The 19,299-nt window shown below is 45.0% G+C and carries 15 protein-coding genes; 5 read left to right on the forward strand and 10 right to left on the reverse strand.

Annotated features, from left to right (window positions below):
- Positions 1-72: 72 nt before the first annotated feature.
- The 3 genes from AABK40_RS10810 (at position 73) to AABK40_RS10820 (ending at position 2,497) form a co-directional block, all read left to right on the forward strand.
- Entirely contained in the window at positions 73-1,245 is a 1,173-nt protein-coding gene (locus AABK40_RS10810) for a DUF2891 domain-containing protein (RefSeq protein ID WP_338397050.1), read from the forward strand.
- A gap of 45 nt (positions 1,246-1,290) precedes the next feature.
- Positions 1,291-1,788, forward strand: coding sequence for a helix-turn-helix domain-containing protein (locus AABK40_RS10815; protein WP_338397051.1), 498 nt, complete (start codon positions 1,291-1,293; stop codon positions 1,786-1,788).
- A gap of 79 nt (positions 1,789-1,867) precedes the next feature.
- Positions 1,868-2,497, forward strand: a complete 630-nt coding sequence (locus AABK40_RS10820) for a transposase (RefSeq protein WP_338397052.1) — start codon at positions 1,868-1,870, stop codon at positions 2,495-2,497.
- A 182-nt stretch (positions 2,498-2,679) separates the two neighbouring features.
- Here AABK40_RS10820 and recO read toward each other — a convergent pair whose 3' ends face one another.
- The 3 genes from recO to AABK40_RS10835 all read right to left on the reverse strand — a co-directional run bounded on the left by recO (position 2,680) and on the right by AABK40_RS10835 (position 6,359).
- Entirely contained in the window at positions 2,680-3,375 is a 696-nt protein-coding gene (gene recO / locus AABK40_RS10825) for a DNA repair protein RecO (protein ID WP_338397053.1), read from the reverse strand.
- Between the two features lie 169 nt (positions 3,376-3,544).
- Positions 3,545-5,788, reverse strand: coding sequence for a type IX secretion system anionic LPS delivery protein PorZ (gene porZ, locus AABK40_RS10830; RefSeq protein ID WP_338397054.1), 2,244 nt, complete (start codon positions 5,786-5,788; stop codon positions 3,545-3,547).
- Positions 5,745-6,359, reverse strand: a complete 615-nt coding sequence (locus tag AABK40_RS10835; RefSeq protein ID WP_332920012.1) for a thymidine kinase — start codon at positions 6,357-6,359, stop codon at positions 5,745-5,747. The genes porZ and AABK40_RS10835 overlap by 44 nt, the downstream gene beginning before the upstream one ends.
- Before the next feature lie 239 nt (positions 6,360-6,598).
- Here AABK40_RS10835 and AABK40_RS10840 point away from each other — a divergent pair, with 239 nt between their 5' ends.
- The gene (locus AABK40_RS10840) at positions 6,599-7,609 is read left to right on the forward strand and encodes a hypothetical protein (protein ID WP_338397055.1); all 1,011 of its coding nucleotides are present in this window, start codon (positions 6,599-6,601) and stop codon (positions 7,607-7,609) included.
- Positions 7,610-7,754: 145 nt separating this feature from the next.
- Here AABK40_RS10840 and ald read toward each other — a convergent pair whose 3' ends face one another.
- Positions 7,755-8,885, reverse strand: a complete 1,131-nt coding sequence (gene ald / locus AABK40_RS10845; RefSeq protein WP_338397056.1) for an alanine dehydrogenase — start codon at positions 8,883-8,885, stop codon at positions 7,755-7,757.
- Between the two features lie 484 nt (positions 8,886-9,369).
- Here ald and AABK40_RS10850 point away from each other — a divergent pair, with 484 nt between their 5' ends.
- Positions 9,370-11,784: an alpha-ketoacid dehydrogenase subunit alpha/beta gene (locus tag AABK40_RS10850; RefSeq protein WP_338397057.1), complete on the forward strand. Its 2,415-nt coding sequence runs from the start codon at positions 9,370-9,372 to the stop codon at positions 11,782-11,784.
- 311 nt (positions 11,785-12,095) lie between these two features.
- On the opposite strand, the gene AABK40_RS10855 is transcribed toward AABK40_RS10850, so the two are convergent.
- The 6 genes from AABK40_RS10855 to AABK40_RS10880 form a co-directional block, all read right to left on the reverse strand.
- On the reverse strand, positions 12,096-12,476 hold the full coding sequence (locus tag AABK40_RS10855) for a PH domain-containing protein (RefSeq protein WP_332920016.1): 381 nt from the start codon (positions 12,474-12,476) through the stop codon (positions 12,096-12,098).
- A 259-nt stretch (positions 12,477-12,735) separates the two neighbouring features.
- Positions 12,736-12,921: a histone H1 gene (locus AABK40_RS10860; RefSeq protein WP_332920017.1), complete on the reverse strand. Its 186-nt coding sequence runs from the start codon at positions 12,919-12,921 to the stop codon at positions 12,736-12,738.
- 205 nt (positions 12,922-13,126) lie between these two features.
- Complete coding sequence (locus AABK40_RS10865; protein WP_332920018.1) at positions 13,127-14,374, reverse strand: aminotransferase class I/II-fold pyridoxal phosphate-dependent enzyme; 1,248 nt, start codon at positions 14,372-14,374, stop codon at positions 13,127-13,129.
- 134 nt (positions 14,375-14,508) lie between these two features.
- The gene (gene murA / locus AABK40_RS10870; RefSeq protein ID WP_332920019.1) at positions 14,509-15,819 is read right to left on the reverse strand and encodes a UDP-N-acetylglucosamine 1-carboxyvinyltransferase; all 1,311 of its coding nucleotides are present in this window, start codon (positions 15,817-15,819) and stop codon (positions 14,509-14,511) included.
- A 196-nt stretch (positions 15,820-16,015) separates the two neighbouring features.
- Positions 16,016-16,726: a DUF4290 domain-containing protein gene (locus AABK40_RS10875; protein ID WP_332920020.1), complete on the reverse strand. Its 711-nt coding sequence runs from the start codon at positions 16,724-16,726 to the stop codon at positions 16,016-16,018.
- 97 nt (positions 16,727-16,823) lie between these two features.
- Complete coding sequence (locus tag AABK40_RS10880; protein WP_332920021.1) at positions 16,824-19,127, reverse strand: ATP-dependent helicase; 2,304 nt, start codon at positions 19,125-19,127, stop codon at positions 16,824-16,826.
- Positions 19,128-19,299 lie beyond the last annotated feature (172 nt).

Consider the following 19,299-nt stretch of genomic DNA (forward strand, 5'->3'; position numbering starts at 1 on the left):
TAAAAATTTATATAATCATCACCTAATTAAGAATAATTGATCAGCAATATAAAGAGTTTACTCCTTTAAATCATGAATAAAATTACGGTTGGTTTCCTTACCTTTAACCCAAAAGATTTTTTCACCCAATCAACCCCTATGAAAATCACCCGCGCTTTATTCATAAGCCTGCCTCTGCTATTGTTGGCTTGCAAGGAACAGGCTCAGAAAACGACGACACCTACGGTCGTTCGTACCAACAAACAAATCACTTTAGACATCAAGGAAGCCAATCGGCTGAGTGAACTGCCTTTGGGCTGTATCCAAAATCCACTGCCGTATAAATCGGGCGTGGTGATTGCCAAAGAAAGTGATTTGGCTATGCCAGCAGTGCATCATCCTGCTTTCTATGGTTGCTTTGATTGGCATTCGGCAGTGCACGGACATTGGTCGTTGGTGTATTTGCTCAAGACCTTTCCAGGCTTGGCGCATCGACAGGAAGCCATTGATAAGCTGAATAAAAACCTTTCACCGGAGAATATCGCCAAAGAGGTGGCTTATTTTTCGATGAATCCAGAGAGCAAGATGTTTGAGCGCACCTACGGGTGGGCATGGTTACTGAAGTTGCAAGAGGAACTTTATACTTGGGATGATCCAATGGCCAAGACATGGTACAACAACCTCAAGCCGTTGGAGGATTATATTTCCGAAGCCTATATGGAGTACTTGCCCAAGTTGGTCTATCCGATCCGAACGGGAACGCATTCCAATACTGCTTTTGGCTTGAGCTTCGCTTATGATTATGCACAGACCGTCGGTAATGATGCCTTGGCGCAAGTGATTCGGGAGTCCGCTATTCGCTTTTATCAGCAAGATCAAGACTGCCCGATGGGTTGGGAGCCGAGTGGTCATGATTTTCTATCACCCTGTTTGCAGGAAATGGACGTTATGAGGAAGGTGTTGGCAAAGGAGGCGTTTGAACCGTGGGCGAAGGCGTTTCTACCTGCTTTATTCGATCAAAGTATGGATCTGCATCCCGGTATTGTCAAAGACCGATCGGACGGGCACTTGGTGCATTTGGACGGGCTGAACTTCTCACGTGCGTGGTGCCTTTATCCTTTCAAAGACAACGACCTTGCTTATAATTTAGCGACGGAGCACCTCGATTATTCGCTTTCCAAAATCACTGACGGCGATTATGCCGGACAACATTGGCTAGGGACTTTTGCCTTGTATGCGTTTAAGGTGAAGAAGGAGAGTTCCTAGTGCTACACCCCCTAAATTTAGCATGATTTTTTCTTGAATCACTGTATGGGAAGAAAAACATCTATTGTCATTGATCTGACGGAGCGAGAAGAGAGACTACTATTTAGAATTATTAATAGTGGGAAGACGCCTTCAAATATTCGTCGCCGAGCCTCATTTGTGTACCATTTTAATAAGGGGTTAAGCTTCAAAGAGATTTGTGCTAATGAAAAAGCAGATCCCAATACAGTGAAGAGATGGCTTAATAAATGGGACGCAATCAATGAGTTAGATGAAACCCAAAATAAAATAGGAGATACTGAATTTATCCGACTTATTTATGAACAATTAACTGATTCTAAAAGAAGCGGAAGGAAACCTCGTTTAACTGCCGAAGAAAAAATTCAAGTGCAAACATTAAGCTGCCAAGATCCTCAAGATTATGATGTTCCAATCACTGAATGGTCTCATGAGTCTTTGAGTGAGCAAGCGAAGAAAATGGGAATCGAAATCTCATCAAGTCATGTTGGTCGACTTTTAAAAAAACGAATTAAGTCCTCATAAAACTGAATATTGGATACATCCAAAAATAGGTGACCAACAGGAGCATAACGACCGTGTTTCTGATGTTTGCAGTGTTTATTTGGAGCAATCAGACGATGTTGTGACTATTTCTGTGGATGAAAAGACGGGTATTCAAGCTAAACAAAACATAAAAATAACCACAGCAAAAAGCGGTCAAGTTAAGCGAGTAGACCCAGAATACAAGCGGAACGGAACGACCTGTTTAATCGCAGGCCTGAATATAATGGACGGCGAGGTCACCAAATATCAACTTGGACAGACTCGGAATGAGGAGGATTTTTGTAAATTTATAGAGTCAATCATCGATAAATACCCTAACAAAAAAATCGTTTTTATTGCAGACCAGCTTAATACACATAAATCAGAGTCATTAGTCAAGCTAATTGCTGATAAAGTAAATTATGACAGTGATTTAGGTAAGAAAGGACGGTGTGGAGTATTAAAGACGATGAAGTCCAGGATGGAATTTTTAGAGGATAAAGACCATAAAATCAGATTTCAATATACTCCAAAACATTGCTCTTGGTTGAACCAAATAGAGAATTGGTTTGGCCGTTTACAGAAGCATGTAATTCGTAATGGGCAATTTAACTCGGTCCCTAATTTAGAAAGAAAAATCACCAACTATATTGAGTATTACAATGAAAGATGGAAAAAGCCAATTGAGTGGTGTTTTGGTGGGTTTTAAATCGGGTGGTATTTAAGGGTTATCGCACTAGGGGTTCGGGGTCGTAGCGGGGACGCTACGACCAGTGAAGGTGTAGGCCATGATTACCTTGATTTACAGGATTACCACGATTCTTTATTTGTAAGCAACAACTAAATGAATCTCATAAAAAAGTCTGTGGACAAATCAAAAAACTTAGACCATCACGACAACACCTCTTTCAAAACTGCCAGCGACTGTATCTGCCCAAAGCCGTGCACCTGCTCCTGATAAAAGCGCAACAGGTGGGCAAGCACCGTTCGGCGCATGAAATTATCCATCGGGATATGGTCGCCGAAAGAGGCGGAACGCAACTGTTCAAGGACTGCTTTTTCCTGTTGGGCAATGGTAGGATCATCCGCCCACTGAATCACTTCAGCAATAATCTGATCGCCAGTGGTCACCCCCAAACCGAGGGGTTGCCCTGCTTTCAGGAGAAATTGCAGGTGGAAGTTCTGAAAGCGTTCTTCCATCTGATCAAAGGCCTGCACGGCATAATACAAATACTGAAACATGTGCTCATTGGCTTCCTGCTCATGTTTGAGCAACTGCCCCAACACTTCGGTGATGAATAGTGCTACCGAGGATTTCATCACATCAAAAGGAATCGACTGCAAAGGATAAGCGAGTTGTACCTCGGAAATGCGGTTCAGATCCTTGCCTGGCTTTTCATAAACCACCAAATCAAGCAATGACAAAGGCTGAAAAAGGGCGATCTTATTTTGCTTTGCCCGAGCCTTCCGCACACTATTGACGATGTAGGAACGCATACCGAAGGCTTCGGTATAAATGCGCACAATGATCGAGCTTTCCCGATATTTGATGTAATTGAGTACGACGCCTCTGGTTTTTTCAAGCATGATGAATGAATGGTAATATAATGAAAGCGTGCCGATGTGTTTTGTCCACAGATGACACAGATTTCCACAGATTACTTTTTTGATTTGATATTTTAACAAGCGGATGCTTGTGGGGTTTCCGTCCAATTGTAGGGTCAGGCCTATGTGCCTGACCTACGATCAGTTTATATTAATTAACAATCGCCACCTTACCCACAGTCGCATCGGTACCATCGGGTTGAGCAACCCAAACGAGGTAAATACCCACGCCTGCACGGGCACCATTACTGAGGCTCCCATTCCAGGTCGCCGTGCCTCCATTGGCAGTGGTTTCGTAAAGAAGTCTGCCGGAAAGATCAGTAATTTTCACGGTGGCATCAGTTGATAGCTGACTGATGGTGATTGGTCCGCTGAAATTGCCACGTACAGGATTCGGAAAGATCTTCACTTCCCCCTGTGGACTTACGCCTGCGGAAGCATCAGCACGAAAAGAAACCAAGCCCGCCCGGGTCTGGACAAACACCTCTCCACTCCGTGGCTCATCGGTAAGTCTGAGCACCTCATTGGAGGGCAGCAGGCTATTCTCGGTCGTAAACTCTCCCAGTAAATCAATATCTGAATTATTGGTAAAATCTGAAATGGGTTTTGAGTACAAAAACAAACCCGTATTATTTCCAAACCACTTGCGGTTACCGCCATCAATGGTAATGCTACTGACTTCTTTTTTATTGAAAATCGGGAAGCCTTCATAAATCGGCAAAACCGCGGCAACACTTTGATTCAGCCAGTCGCCTGAGGGTAAATATCCGACCCCCTGATCGGTGGCCAGCCATAAATTACCCAATCGATCAAAAGCCATATCGTTAATATTATCGCTGGGCAAATTGTTAATCGATGCGCTGTTGAGCAATCGGCCAACCTGATTTTCAAAATCATAAACATAAATCCCCCGACTTCTTGACGGGTCCATGCGGGCTACCAAAATATTCTGATAAGGGTGCACCAGCAACTGTACAATCGGCAATGACTGATTGATCAGTGGTTTCCACTCTTCAGCGCCAGCCTTCACCCATAAGGCAGGCTGAGCATCATACTGACTGAGCCATTCGTTACCATATCGATCGCCAATAATAGTCGAAAGAGGAGCATCCTGAGGAATCACCGAAGAAGGTGAGCGGCTAAACTCGCCCTGTGCATTCACCTCCCATAAGCCCGTACCCATCGTAGCCACCGCATAGGTTTCGCTTTGCTGACGGTAAAAAGCATCGACCACATCCCTTGCTTCGGGCTGCGTATTTTCAGCATCAAAGTTGGTCCATCGGCCATTGAGAAAAACATCAAAAGCCCCAGGGTCGCCGTTAGGAACCCCCAACTGATATCCGCCCCGAAAGGCCATCACCCGCTCCCCCTGATGATCAATATGAAAAGGAACCACGGAAGAAATCCCCGATGGTGCAATTGACCGCTCTTCAGCCCCGCGCTTCGACACCAGGCCGACACGGGCATCCGCTATCCAAAGCTGGTCGGCATTTCCACTGATTTGCTGAGGCTGCTGCGCCTGCAAGTCCACCGCTTCAAGCCCACTGTCCTGCAACTGGTACAAATGCAATCCATCAACCACCATCAGCTCGTCTGCGGTATTGAAATGCTGAACAGGCTGATCGGTCTGCCCCACTTGCTGAACGCCCTCCTGATAAGAAAAAAGCTGTGATCCTTCCGCCCAAAAAAGCTGCCCATCGAAAGTCGTGATTTGCTGAACATTCGCCGAAGGGTGCCCCCACAAAGTATTGTAGCGTTGCCAGCTGCTGTAATCCTGAATATTGGATTTCCCGGTCAGGTCATTACCAATAATCCCCTCGGCGGTGGCAAGCATCAGACTATCTCCCTTAACGGTACCGTCAAGGATGCGCAGTGCAGCTCCATTTTGCCCGAGGTTGCGGGCCGTAGAAATCACCCTGTTTGTAGAAGACTCATAAATAAAAGCCCCATATGAGAGGATCACGATACTGGTATCTCCTTTGAATAAAATTTTCTGAATGGCTTTGTCGCCAGGCTGTGGATCCTGACGGATGGCATCGAAGGTCGTGATGGCACGGCCTTTAAGCTGATCAATTCCACCGCTTTGGTAGCCAATCAGCCAGGCTTTATTGCGGGCATCATAGGCCAGGGTACTGAACTCATTTTCCGAAAGACCATCGCTGCTACTGACCACCTCCACCTCATTGGATTGGCGGTCGTAAAAAAACAGAGAATTTTGGGTGGCGCAACAAACACTGTCGGGGTTGCTCGCCACCAAGGCTGCCTGCCGGTAATTGAAATGGCTTCGCCAGCTTCCGGTAGGGATCTCCTGCGCGGAAGCCTGCAAGCTAAAAAATAAAAATAGGCACCAATTACTGAGAATCAGTTTGTATGTTGTGTTGTTCTTGTTTTTCATTCATTCCCTCGTTATAACATTTTCTGCAACGAGGCTCATAGGCGTCCTTCTCTCCCAAAACCACCTGCTCTTCGCTCATGGTTGTCCGAAAGGAATAAGAAGCCACCGAACCACATTGTGCACAGATGGCATTCACTTTGGTTACAAATTCCGCCGTGGCCATCAAGCCTGGCATTGGCCCGAAAGGCACTCCTTCGAAATCCATGTCCAGTCCGGCTAAAATAACCCTTTTCCCCTTGTTTGCCAATTTGTTGGCCACATCCACCAGGTCAAGGTCAAAAAATTGTGCTTCATCAATACCAATCACTTCAAATTCATTGATATGGTGAAGGATTTCCGCCGCATTTTTTACAGGCACACAAACCACTGCATTGGCATTATGGGAAACCACCTCCGCCTCCGCATAGCGCGTATCGACCGCAGGTTTAAAAATCCCGACCTTCTGTTTGGCGATAATCGCCCGATTAATCCTGCGGATGAGCTCTTCTGTTTTCCCTGAAAACATAGATCCACAAATAACCTCTACCCATCCGGCCTGAGCAATCCCCCCGAAGTGCGGTTCAATAAACATGATGCTTGATATTTTTCTGTAAATTATTTCTTATCAGGCCAAAGGTACGATGAAAATTTTGATCAAATTGTATTGACTATCCTGCAAAATTAATTTATTGGGCAGATATTTTTTTTAAAACCTAATTTGTTTTGTAGTTTAATTGCAAAACAAAAGCATTATTTTTGCTTACTATTGCAAGTTGTTTACTTGATAGTAATACAATTTGAGACTTACGAGACTTTATAGGGTTAACATCCATGATAAATCAGATAAATAAAGGTGCCCTTAGGGATTATGCCAAAAACTTCACTTTAGAATTTTCTGCGAATTTTTTTCGCAGTGCGCCAGTGGTTAAAGGGGCACATTTAACCACCCTTTGCAGTGTGAATCAGGTGAACTTTTTTGTGATTCAGATTCTTTTCGAAAAATGGCATATTGAAACCCAAAAAATTAAAAGCCCTTATTTTAATTTTTCAGCTGCGGAGGTGCAGGAAGCCTTCGTGCGTTTCAAGAATATCCTGTCGAATCATATTGCGGTGGAGCAGTACGACTTTGAGCCCTTGCTTGAAGAGGCCTGTTACAGGGCCCTGTTACTGACCTTTGATCCTGAGGATTATTATGAAGAAATGCTCGACCACTGGGTAGGCGACACGGTCTATCTAATGGAGCTTGAAAACTGGACAAAGTACCTGAAAATAAACCCCATGCCCATCGATAAGATGGTACAAATCTGGCAAGCGGAGCACATTCAACAGATGTCGGTGGCCGATACCCGCACACAATTACATGAGGTGATCAGTCATACAAGCTGGACAACTCCAGACACCGACACCCTCATTGAGGAATACTCAAGGGTATTTCCTTTGAACCTCGAAAAGCTGAGCCAGCCTCAGGAGGAAGATGCCGTCTCGGGCTTACCCCTTGCTGAAAATGACAAGTTGCTCGGGGAAATTGAAACCCTTCATGACCAGCTGACCAAAGGCAAGCCGGTGCAGTTCAAGACCCTCGGCGACCGCCTGAAAGAAAAAAACAGCAGAAGCATTGCGGAGTCCATTTCCCTGAATGACCGCTTTATGTTTACCAATGAGCTCTTTGGGGGCAGCAAGAAAAGTTTCCGTGAGGCCCTCGACCATATTGAGAACCTGGAGACCAACGACGAGGCCGCCACTTACCTGATCAATAATTTTGCACGACCATACGCATGGGATATGGAGGCTACAGAAACCAAACAACTACTCAATTTGGTGGCCAGCAAATTTCAGGAATAACAATCATCAGAAAGTATTCAGCAAAAAAAAGAGGCTGTCCGTGTTTATCCACCGACAGCCTCTTTTAGCATGTATTCAAAACCAACAACTCAGTTCAGCCGCTATGTTTTAAACACCCTTTTCTGTTTGATATAAACTATTGCGCTTAAACCGCCATTTCTTCATCTTGCAGATATTCCTCTACAGGCACATAAGGCAAATCGAAAGCTTCAGCCACCGCTTTATACACCACATCGCCTTTCACCACATTAAGCCCCGTTTTCAGTTCAGAACTTTCCTGACACGCCTTCTTCCAGCCTTTGTTGGCAAGCTCAAGGGCATACGGCAGCGTAGCATTCGTTAGTGCCAAAGTGGAAGTATAAGGAACTGCCCCAGGCATATTCGCCACGCAGTAATGCACCACATCGTCAATAATAAATATAGGATCAGCGTGTGTGGTCGGTTTACAGGTTTCGATACACCCGCCCTGGTCTACGGCCACATCCACAAGTACTGCGCCCGGCTTCATGTCTTTCAACATATCCCGCGTAACCAAATGTGGTGCTTTTGCGCCTGGAATCAACACCGCACCAATCACCAAATCCGCCTCTTTAATTTCCTGACGGATATTATATTCACTCGACATCATTGTGGTAACGTTCGCCGCCATCACATCATCAAGATAACGCAAACGATCCAGACTGATGTCCATGATGGTTACATCAGCACCAAGACCTGCCGCCATTTTTGCGGACTGATAGCCTACGATACCTCCACCGAGCACCAAAACTTTAGCCGGCTTTACCCCTGGAACACCCCCAAGGAGAATCCCACGGCCCTGCATTGGTTTTTCAAGGTATTTCGCCCCTTCCTGAATCGACATACGACCCGCCACTTCCGACATCGGAACCAGCAAAGGAAGGCCGCGTCCGCGCTCTACGGTTTCGTAAGCCAGACAAACCGACTTGCTCTCAATCATCGCTTTGGTCAGCGGCTCATAAGAAGCAAAGTGGAAATAGGTAAACAATAACTGATCCTCACGGATCAAATCGTATTCGAACTCTATCGGTTCTTTCACCTTGATGATCATTTCGGCAATGCCATAAACCTCTTCAATGGTGGCTAAAATATTCGCCCCTGCTTCAGCAAAAGCCTCGTCGGAGAAACCACTGCCTTCGCCTGCAGTAGATTGCACATACACCTGGTGCCCGTGCTTTTTCATTTCGTTCACACCAGCAGGCGTAAGCGCCACACGGTTCTCGTTGTTTTTAATCTCCTTTGGTACACCGATAATCATAATACAAAGGTTTTATAGTTTGTGTTGATAATTCAATATTAAAAAAATGCAATATTTATCGATCAGTAAAATCGAAGCCTATTTCTGATGGTAATTTGCTGAAATTATTTTTATTTCCTACAAAATAGGTCATAATTTTTATCCAAGTCCATTTTGGACAATTCAAACTATGGTACAATACTGTAGCAATAAAGACCAATCGTTTAATAAATACAGACGGGAACGCCCTAAAAAAGTTAAAAAATTATATTTTATGAAAATATGTTTTACTGAAATAAAATTCCGCCCCGCTTAAAAATAATACTCTTTTGCCACCATGTTCATTTCAATGCGAAATTTTCAGGATTTACCCACAGGAATAATTTTAGGGCTTTACACCAAAAGAATGTATATTTAGGATAGGAGATCTAAATTCCAAGGCGAAAAAAAGACACCTTGAGATGTTCTCAAAGATATTTTTGTGTACCATTAAACCTGTTTGACAGTGTCGGATCAAAGTACTACAACTGTTTCCCCTTTAAATAAAAAATATATTTTAGAAGACTACCGCACAGTAGTTGAAAGCCGTGAAACTGCCCTTGCCGGTCGGAAGGAAGTATTCATGGGTAAAGCCAAATTTGGGATATTTGGAGATGGAAAGGAAGTACCGCAAGTGGCGATGGCGAGAGCTTTCCAAAAAGGAGATTGGCGTTCGGGATACTACCGCGACCAAACCTTCATGATGGCGATTGGTGAAATGTCGATTCAGGAATTTTTTGCGCAACTTTATGCGCACACTGATATTGAAGCTGAGCCAGCCTCTGGTGGCCGAATGATGAACGGACACTTTGGCACCCGATGGATTGCCGAAGACGGTTCCTGGAAATCGCAGTCAGACACTTGCAATGTGGCCTCTGACATCTCCCCTACTGCGGGCCAGATGCCTCGAATTGTGGGGCTGGGCTATGCATCAAAACTTTACCGCCATGTAGAGGAATTACAGGGTGAAGCCTTCGAGAAGTTCAGTCATCAAGGAAATGAAGTGGTATTTTCCACCATCGGGAACGCCTCCACTTCTGAAGGGATGTTTCTGGAAACCATTAATGCCGTGGGCGTAATGCAGCTGCCCGTCGTGATGTCGGTTTGGGATGACCAGTATGGTATTTCCGTAGGCCCTGAGCACCACACGGTAAAACAGAGTATTTCCAAAGCACTTGCAGGTTTTCAGCGCACGGAGGAACATCCGGGGATAGAGATTTTTGAAGTTAAAGGATGGGACTACCCTGCCCTGTTCGAAACTTATCAGAAAGCGGCACAGCTTGCCCGCGAGCAACATATCCCTTGCCTGGTACACGTAATTGAGGTAACCCAACCACAAGGGCACTCCACCTCGGGATCACATGAGCGCTACAAAAACGAGGAAAGACTCCATTGGGAGGCTGAATTCGATTGTGTGAAGCAAATGCGCTCCTGGGTTATTGCCGAAGGTTATGCCACAGAAGAAGAACTGAACACGCTGGAACTTGAAGCCAAGAAAAAGGTTCGTGATGAAAAAAATGCGGCATTCAAGGCTTTCCTTGACAGCATGGCCCCTTTGCGCAAGCAGGTCATTGAGCTGCTTGAGCGTTTGGCAGACAGTTCCGAAGAACATACAGAAAAAATTAATGCGATTGCTGATGGGCTGAAAAATGGCTTCAACCCCATCAAGATGGATAACATCAAGGCCGTAAAAAAAGCTTTACGCCTGACACGCAAAAAGACCAGTCCTGCCCGCGTTGCACTGATCAAATGGCTTGAAACAGCCATGGCACAACATCGGGAAGAATACAATACCTTGCTTTATTGTGAGGATGAACGATCGGCGCTGAAGGTTACGGAAGTTGCCAAAAGCTACGACCAGGACCCTGAAATGGTTGATGGCCGTGAGATTATCAATCAGTATTTCAAGAAAGCACTCGAGAACGATCCCCGTGTTTTTGCCTTCGGTGAAGATGTTGGCAAGATTGGGGATGTTAACCAGGGAATGGCTGGTGTTCAGGATATTTTCGGGGAGTTGCGCGTACATGACACCTCCATCCGTGAGATGACCATTATTGGTGAAGGCACAGGAGCGGCCATGCGTGGCTTGCGCCCTATTGCTGAAATTCAGTATCTCGATTACCTCGTATATGCACTTAACACCCTTACTGATGATCTTGCCTGCCTGCACCACCGCACCGCCGGAGGCCAGAAAGCACCGCTGATCATCCGTACACGTGGCCACCGCCTTGAAGGAGTATGGCATTCCGGCTCACCTATTTCGATGATTTTGGGGAGCTTGAGAGGGATGTACATCCTGACGCCTCGCAACTTTACACAGGCTGCCGGTATGTACAACACTTTGCTGAAAGGTGATGATCCTGCCCTTGTCATCGAATGCCTGAACGGCTACCGCCTGAAGGAAGCGATGCCGAACAACCTTGGAGAATACACTGTTCCCCTTGGCCGCCCAGAGGTATTGCGTGCCGGAACAGACGTTACCGTAGTTACTTACGGATCCATGTGCAGAATTATAATGGCAGCAGCTGAAGAGCTCGCTCAGGTGGGCATTTCAGTAGAAGTGATCGACGCTCAGACCCTCGTACCATTTGACCTCGAGCACCGCATTGTAGCATCCGTGCAAAAGACCAACCGGGTAGTTTTTGCAGATGAGGATGTTCAGGGTGGCGCGTCAGCTTACCTAATGCAAAAAGTCCTTGACGAGCAAAATGCGTATCAATACCTTGACTCGCAACCGATTTGTATCTCCTCGGAGGATCATCGTCCGGCTTATGGTTCTGATGGCGATTTCTTCTCCAAGCCAAGTGCGGAGTCTGTTTTCGACCGCATCTATCAAATGATGCACGAATTTGATCCAGAGACTTACCCAGAGATTTATTAAGCGATACATCTTAAAATAGCAAAAAATACAAAGGCGACACCTATTCATAAGGTGTCGCCTTTTTTTGAAATTCATCTTAGAAAACGCTTCTTTTTAGTGCCTTTTAAATATGTTTTTCCTGACCTAAAATATTGGGCACTGAAAATATTGATCTGCAATAACTCATCGCTTGGCACAACAGACCGAGGCAGAAAAGTGAGCACTTGATCAACAATCATGAGTGAGGTTCTCACTGCATCCTATTTGGTTTTAAGCGTGCCTGCACTGACTAAACAATCCTTCTGATCAAGATAAAAATCCGTGCCCCCTCATTACCCACAAACCTTTTCAGCAAGCAGTTTCTGAACCGCATAAACATCTATGCTCTTATTGAAGGGCTTATCGATCGTGGGCTCATCCTCTCCGGAAATCCACACTTTCAGCTCGGCATCCAGATCAAAAGTACCGGCAGTTTCAACAGAAAAGCGCGAAATGCTTTTGTAAGGAATACTTTTATACGCTTTCTTTTTACCTGTTACCCCCTGTACATCAATCAGGATGAGCCGTTTCCCTGTAAAGAGGAACACATCTCGAATCAGTGAAAACCCGAACTCTATACGCTCCTGATCCATCAGTATTGGCTCATATTCTTTTTGCAATTTCTCAACGCTAACTGCCGAGGCGTTGCCCATTAATTTTTGAAATAACCCCATCTTTTGTTATTTGATTTAAGCTGAATTAATCGATAGTGGTCACCTGCCGCCCATTACAACATCTGCGCTGCAGGCTTTACAAATTACCTATAAATAGCCTAACGACCATTCTTCCTTGCTTGATATATTCAGGGCCAATGAATGTCAGGCATCGTGGTTTGGCCTACGGAAAGCCAAAGTTTAAAGCAAAAAAAAACGGTCAACTGATGCTGATCGCTTTTTCAGGATTTTTAAATCCCGGCATTTCAAATAAAAAAATTTAAGCTTCGTGCTTCGTATTTTTCTTTTCTTGAACTTCAACACGAATATCCTGTGCTAAATTTTTCAATTCTTGCATTCCCTTACGGACACGTGTTCCGGCAGCTTGGTTTTCTTTCTCATAAAACTTTTGAAAGTCAGCTTCCAAGGAGAGTAATAGGTCTTTGATTTCGTCAAATCTTTTCATCGTTCAAAAATAGGTTTTAAGTTATAAAAGTTATGCTTCTCATAAGCAATATAATAAAAATACCCAAAAACCATTATATCAGACTAAAATCAAGACATAAAAAAAGCTGAAAAATGAAATTATATTGATTGTTCACCAGTATAACAACAATTTTCAGCTAATTCGTTAATACCTTGAAGTTCAAAGTATTGTATTTTCGGCTAAATTAGTCAGGCATTTGCTCAGCAATACCATCAAATTTATACTCACCACCATCAAGTTTTGCTTTGATTTGCTTGAAGGCAGAGATCGTTTCATTCACATCGTCCAAAGTATGCGCTGCCGTAGGGATAATACGCAACATGATTTGCCCTTTAGGAATCACCGGGTAAATAACGATTGAACAGAAGATGTTAAAACGCTCACGGATATCCTGTGTCAGGTTACCTGCTTCAGTCATTGTTCCTGAAAGGAATACTGGTGTTACAGGAGTTTCTGTATTACCAATATTGAAACCGTTCTCTTTCAAACCGCTCTGCAAAGCATTCACGATTGTCCAAAGTTTATCTTTTGCCGGAGAGTTTTTCAACATTTCCAGACGCTTCAGGTTTCCTTCAACGATCGGCATAGGCAATGATTTCGCAAAAATTTGCGAACGCATGCTGTAACGCAAGTATTTCACGATCTTGTGGTCACCAGCAACAAATGCACCGATAGAAGCCATAGATTTGGCAAAAGTTGAGAAGTAAAGATCGATACCGTCCTGGCAACCCAATTGCTCACCAGTACCTGCACCTGTTTTACCCATTGTACCGAAACCGTGCGCATCATCAACGAACAAACGGAAGTCGAATTTCTCTTTCAGCTTGATAACTTCTGCCAAAGCGCCCATCGCACCCGACATCCCGAAAACACCTTCGGTAATCACCAAGACACCGCCACCGGTTTCTTTCGCCAAACGCTCCGCACGCTCCAGCTGCTTCTCCAGGGATTCCATATCGTTATGAGTATAAACGAAACGTTTACCGATATGAAGACGAAGACCATCAAGGATACAAGCATGGCTTTCTGCATCGTAAACTACGACATCGCGACGGTCCAATACCGCATCAATAATTGATACTACCCCTTGGTAACCGAAGTTCAGCAAGAAACAATCTTCCTTCCCTACGAAATCCGCCAACTCACGCTCCAACTGCTCGTGCTTAGTGGTATTTCCAGACATGATACGCGCACCCATTGGGTATGCTAATCCCCAGTTTGCAGTAGCATCAGCATCCGCCTTACGCACCTCAGGATCGTTCGCCAAACCCAAATAATTGTTCAACGACCAGTTCAATACCTGACGGCCTTGGAAGTTCATACGAGGACCAATCTCCCCTTCCAACTTAGGAAACATGTAGTAACCTTCGTCTACATCTGAGTATTTTCCAAGAGGCGTGTTTTTTGCATCACACTTAGCAAATAAATCCATATAGAATATTTTTAATCAACGAAAAAATGCTTTTCAAATAAGCCACAAAGGTACACAAAAAAGCTTCATACCCAAAATGATGAGGGTAGAAGCCTTTCAATTTCTATAAGAGTAATGTTTTTATTTACAACAAATTAGTTGATCCTTTCGATTTTCGCACCCAATGCACGCAAGCGTTCATCGATGTCCTGATAACCGCGGTCAATCTGCTCTACATTGTCGATCACGCTGGTACCTGTGGCCGAAAGGGCGGCAATCAGCAAAGAAACTCCGGCACGGATATCCGGGCTGGTCATGCGAATACCACGGAGCGGATATTTTCTATCCAGGCCAATAACAGTAGCCCTGTGAGGATCACAAAGGATGATCTGCGCCCCCATGTCGATCAGTTTATCGGTAAAGAACAAACGGGACTCAAACATTTTCTGGTGAATCAGTACGGTACCTTTCGCCTGCGTTGCCACCACCAATAGAATGGACAGCAAATCAGGGGTGAAGCCCGGCCAGATAGCATCGGCGATGGTCAGGATTGAGCCATCAATGAAGGTATCAATCTCATAATGTTCCTGAGCAGGAATAAAAAGATCGTCCCCTTTTTCTTCAATGCGAATACCCAGTTTTCGGAACGTATTTGGGATTAAACCCAATTGATCGATACGTACATTTTTGATGGTAATTTCGGACTTCGTCATGGCAGCGAGGCCAATAAAGCTCCCAATCTCAATCATGTCAGGAAGCAGGGTATGTGTGGTACCACCAAGTACCTCGACCCCTTCGATTTCCAGCAAATTGGACCCGATGCCTGAGATGTTGGCACCCATACGGTTGAGCATTTTGCACAACTGCTGCAAGTAAGGCTCACAAGCGGCATTGTAAATGGTTGTTTTTCCTTTTGCAAGTACGGCCGCCATTACCAAATTGGCAGTTCCTGTTACAGAGGCTTCATCCAGAAGAATATACTTGCCCGTAAGCTGCTCCGCTTTCACGAAATAACGATGGCGCTGTGCATCAAAATCAAAGTTTGCCCCGAGTTGCTTCAGTCCTATAAAGTGGGTATCAAGACGGCGGCGGCCAATTTTATCACCACCAGGCTGAGGCATTTGTGCTTCACCGAAACGCGCCAACAGTGGGCCTATCAGCATAATGGATCCACGCAAGGAGGAGGCCTTGCTGCGGAATGTTTCTGTTTCGAGGAATTTCAGGTCAACCCCTGAGGCCTCAAATCGGTAACTGCCTTTTTCTTCAAGCTGATCGACTTTTACGCCGAAATCCTTCAGCAATTCGATTTGCTTATTGACATCCCTGATATTGGGAATATTGTGGATGGTTACAGGTTCTGAGGTCAACAGAACTGCACTTAGAATTTGCAGTGCCTCATTCTTTGCGCCCTGAGGAGTGATCTCACCGCTCAGTGATGCGCCACCCTCTATTTTGAATGCTGCCATGGATTTTTATGATTATTGAGTCTTAAAACAAATTTAGCAAAGCCTATGCTGCCACCCGAATGCTTTGTAATAAGTTAAACAAGAAATTGGGGATCTCCGACTGAATGTATGAATTTCCGAAGATAAAAGCTGCATATTTTTTGAAGGGACAAATCTAAAAAAAAGGAGGCTGTTTCGGCCTCCTTTTTTAATATAATTAATTTTTTCTTTTTCGGTAGTTGTTGCCTTTCCCTTGGCCTCCCCTGTTCTGCCCGCTGTTTCTGTTGTTGTTATTGTTGCGGCGATCATTGGAGAAGTTTCTCCGGCGGTTGTTATTGGAAAAGTTTCTGCCAGTCCTGTTTGGTGTTCCACTGCTGGCCAAAAGGTTATCTTCAAGAATTTTGTCGTTATCAAACTTGACACTCCCTCGGGAGATCCGCTTGATATCATCCAAAATCAGACGATCATCGACATTATCACGGTTCCATTGCAGGTAGAAGATTTTCATCAGCTTCCCGATCGTTACCACTGCCCCGATCAGCTCTTCCTCGTCTTCAATTTCCGAAGCCTTGGCAATCATGTTTTCGATATTACGGCCATAGTGTCGGTAGCGAGGCTGCCCACCCAAGTAAGGGACCGTTTGTGGCTTTTTGTGGATGCTTGCTGGCTCTGGACACTCAAAAGGAGCGTCAACATCAAGCTTGAAATCAGTAATGATGTACAAATCATCCCAAAGACGTTGCGCATATTCCGGAGAGTCCTTCATTTTATTTGGGGTCAGCTCCTTCATCAGGTGAATCAGTGCAAAAGCGGCTTTGGTGCGCTCTTGTCGATCTTCAATACTGACTACATGAGCAGCAAGCTCCTGAATATTACGACCATATTCCTTTTGTAAGATTTCGGATTTGGTGGTATTGTAATTATGCATATATCTGAATATTTTCTTTGCTTTAGGATGAGTTACGCAATGGCAAAGCCGTTGGCGCAAAACAAACACGATAATCTATTAAAAAAATTGCTTGCCTTTACTCCACAATATGCAGCTTGGCAAAACTCAGCAGCAGGGTTTTATCTCCTACCAGTTCAAAGTTCACTTGTGCTTTTGGTGCCGCACCGTTCAAATCAAGCCGGACAACCTTTCCGAAGCCAAACTTAAGATGTTCTACTTTTTGCCCTACGGCCAGCAGACTCGGATCACTTGGTGTAAATCCTGATGACGGCTTATGATCTACCTGCGGACTTTTGCGGTTGGCCAATGGATTATTATTGACGAGGTTTTTAGCATACTGCGCTCCGGATGTTCCCTTGCTGTTCATGAAGTTTGACCCCAGCCCAGAAGGGTTAACGCTTGGTGCAGCATCATTGAAACTCACCTGTCGGGTCTTTTTGGCCACGTTGAGCAAGTTCGAATCCACCTCTTCTAAAAAGCGTGAAGGCTCACAATTGACCAATTTACCAAATCGGTAGCGATTCATTGCAAAAGAAAGTGTTAATTTTTGCTCGGCACGTGTTATGGCCACATAAAACAAACGGCGTTCCTCCTCCAAATCATCTCTTGAGGCCATCATCATGGTCGAGGGAAATAATTCCTCTTCCATACCGGTAACAAAAACATGCTTGAATTCAAGCCCTTTCGCCATGTGGATGGTCATCAGCGTGATCACGTCCGGATCATCGTCCTTGGCCTGATCCACTCCTGTGAGTAAAGATACTTCTTGCAGGAATGCATCCAAGGTTTTATCCTCATTTTCTTCGTTATCGACAAACTCTTTGACCGCATTGAGCAATTCCTGCACGTTTTCATAACGGCTCACCCCCTCGACGGTCTTATCTTCGAACAATGCACGCATCAATCCCGAAGCTTTGGCTACTTTTTGTGCCGCCTCGAAAGCATTGAATTTCTCGACATCAATTTGCATGGATTTGATCAGCGTAACATAGCCGTCTACCGCATTGGCTGCCCGTCCGGGAAGGAAAACACGGCACTGCTGAAGGGCTGTCCACAATTCAACGTTTTGCTCTGCGGCATATACCCGAATTTTATCTACCGTACCGGGTCCAATACCACGCTTGGGCAAATTGATCGAGCGCACGACCGCCTGCTCATCGTTGGGATTCAGGGCGACACGGAAATAAGCGATCAGGTCCTTAATTTCCCGACGCTGATAAAAGGAAAGGCCACCAACGATCTTATATTTCAAGTTCGCACGGCGCAAAGCTTCCTCCAGAGAACGTGACTGCGCATTGGTACGATAGAGGATGGCAAAATCCTCGTTATGCCACTGATGGGTCATTTTGGATTCAAAAATCCCCTGGGCAATCAAGCGGGCTTCTTCACTATCCGAAGAGGCTTGCACCAAGTCAATTTTGTCCCCTTCCGCATTGGCCGTCCAGACGTCCTTTTCAATCTGTCCCTGGTTTTTGGCGATCACCCCATTGGCCGCATTTACAATCGTGCTTGTCGATCTGTAATTCTGCTCCAGCTTAATGGTTTTTACCTCAGGAAAATCCTTTTCAAAATTCAGGATATTCTGAATATTGGCACCACGGAATGCATAAATCGACTGGGCATCATCACCTACCACACAGATATTCTGATGCACCCCTGCGAGTTTTTTGACAATCAGGTATTGCGAAACGTTGGTATCCTGAAACTCATCGACCAGAATATATTTGAAACGATGCTGATATTTATGCAAAACATCGGGATGGTCGCGGAACAATACATTGGTATTGAACAGCAGATCATCAAAATCCATCGCTCCCGCCTTGAAACAGCGGATCACATATCGTTTATAAATCTCCCCTAACAATGGGCGCTTGGCGGCCTCATCATCGGCCTTAAACATCGGATTTTTGAGGTACTGATTAAAATCGATGAGGTTATTTTTGGCATTGGAAATACGGCTGTAAACGGCATTGGCTTTATACACCTTGTCGTCCAGTTGCATTTCTTTGACAATCGTCTTGATCAAGGATTTGGTATCGTCCGCATCGTAGATGGTGAAGTTGGACGGATAGCCGAGCTTTTCACACTCAAAGCGCAAAATTTTGGCAAATACCGAGTGAAAAGTCCCCATCCAAAGGTTGCGGGCCTCATTCCCCACTTCCTTTTCAATACGCTCGCGCATTTCACGTGCCGCCTTATTGGTAAAGGTCAGCGACATGATTGAGAATGGATCCACCCCATGAGCGCGCATCAGGTGGGCAATCCGGAAGGTCAGCACCCTCGTTTTCCCTGATCCTGCCCCAGCGATAATCATCGTTGCTCCTTCAGTATTCACTACACCCTCTCGCTGTGGTGCATTCAGTAGATCCAAATAATTCATTTCGTTTGCGTAATCGTGATTAATATTCAATGGCCAAAAAACAAATATAACGCTTTTGGCGGGATTATTCTCATTCGTGGAAGGTGGTATTCCACCAGGGGCAGGCTAACTTTATTGGTCCCGGAGGAGTTCTCTTTTCAGGGAACGCCCATGGTGGGCGCTGTGAGCCTGG

It is taken from the genome of Persicobacter psychrovividus, from assembly GCF_036492425.1.
GTDB lineage: Bacteria > Bacteroidota > Bacteroidia > Cytophagales > Cyclobacteriaceae > Persicobacter > Persicobacter psychrovividus.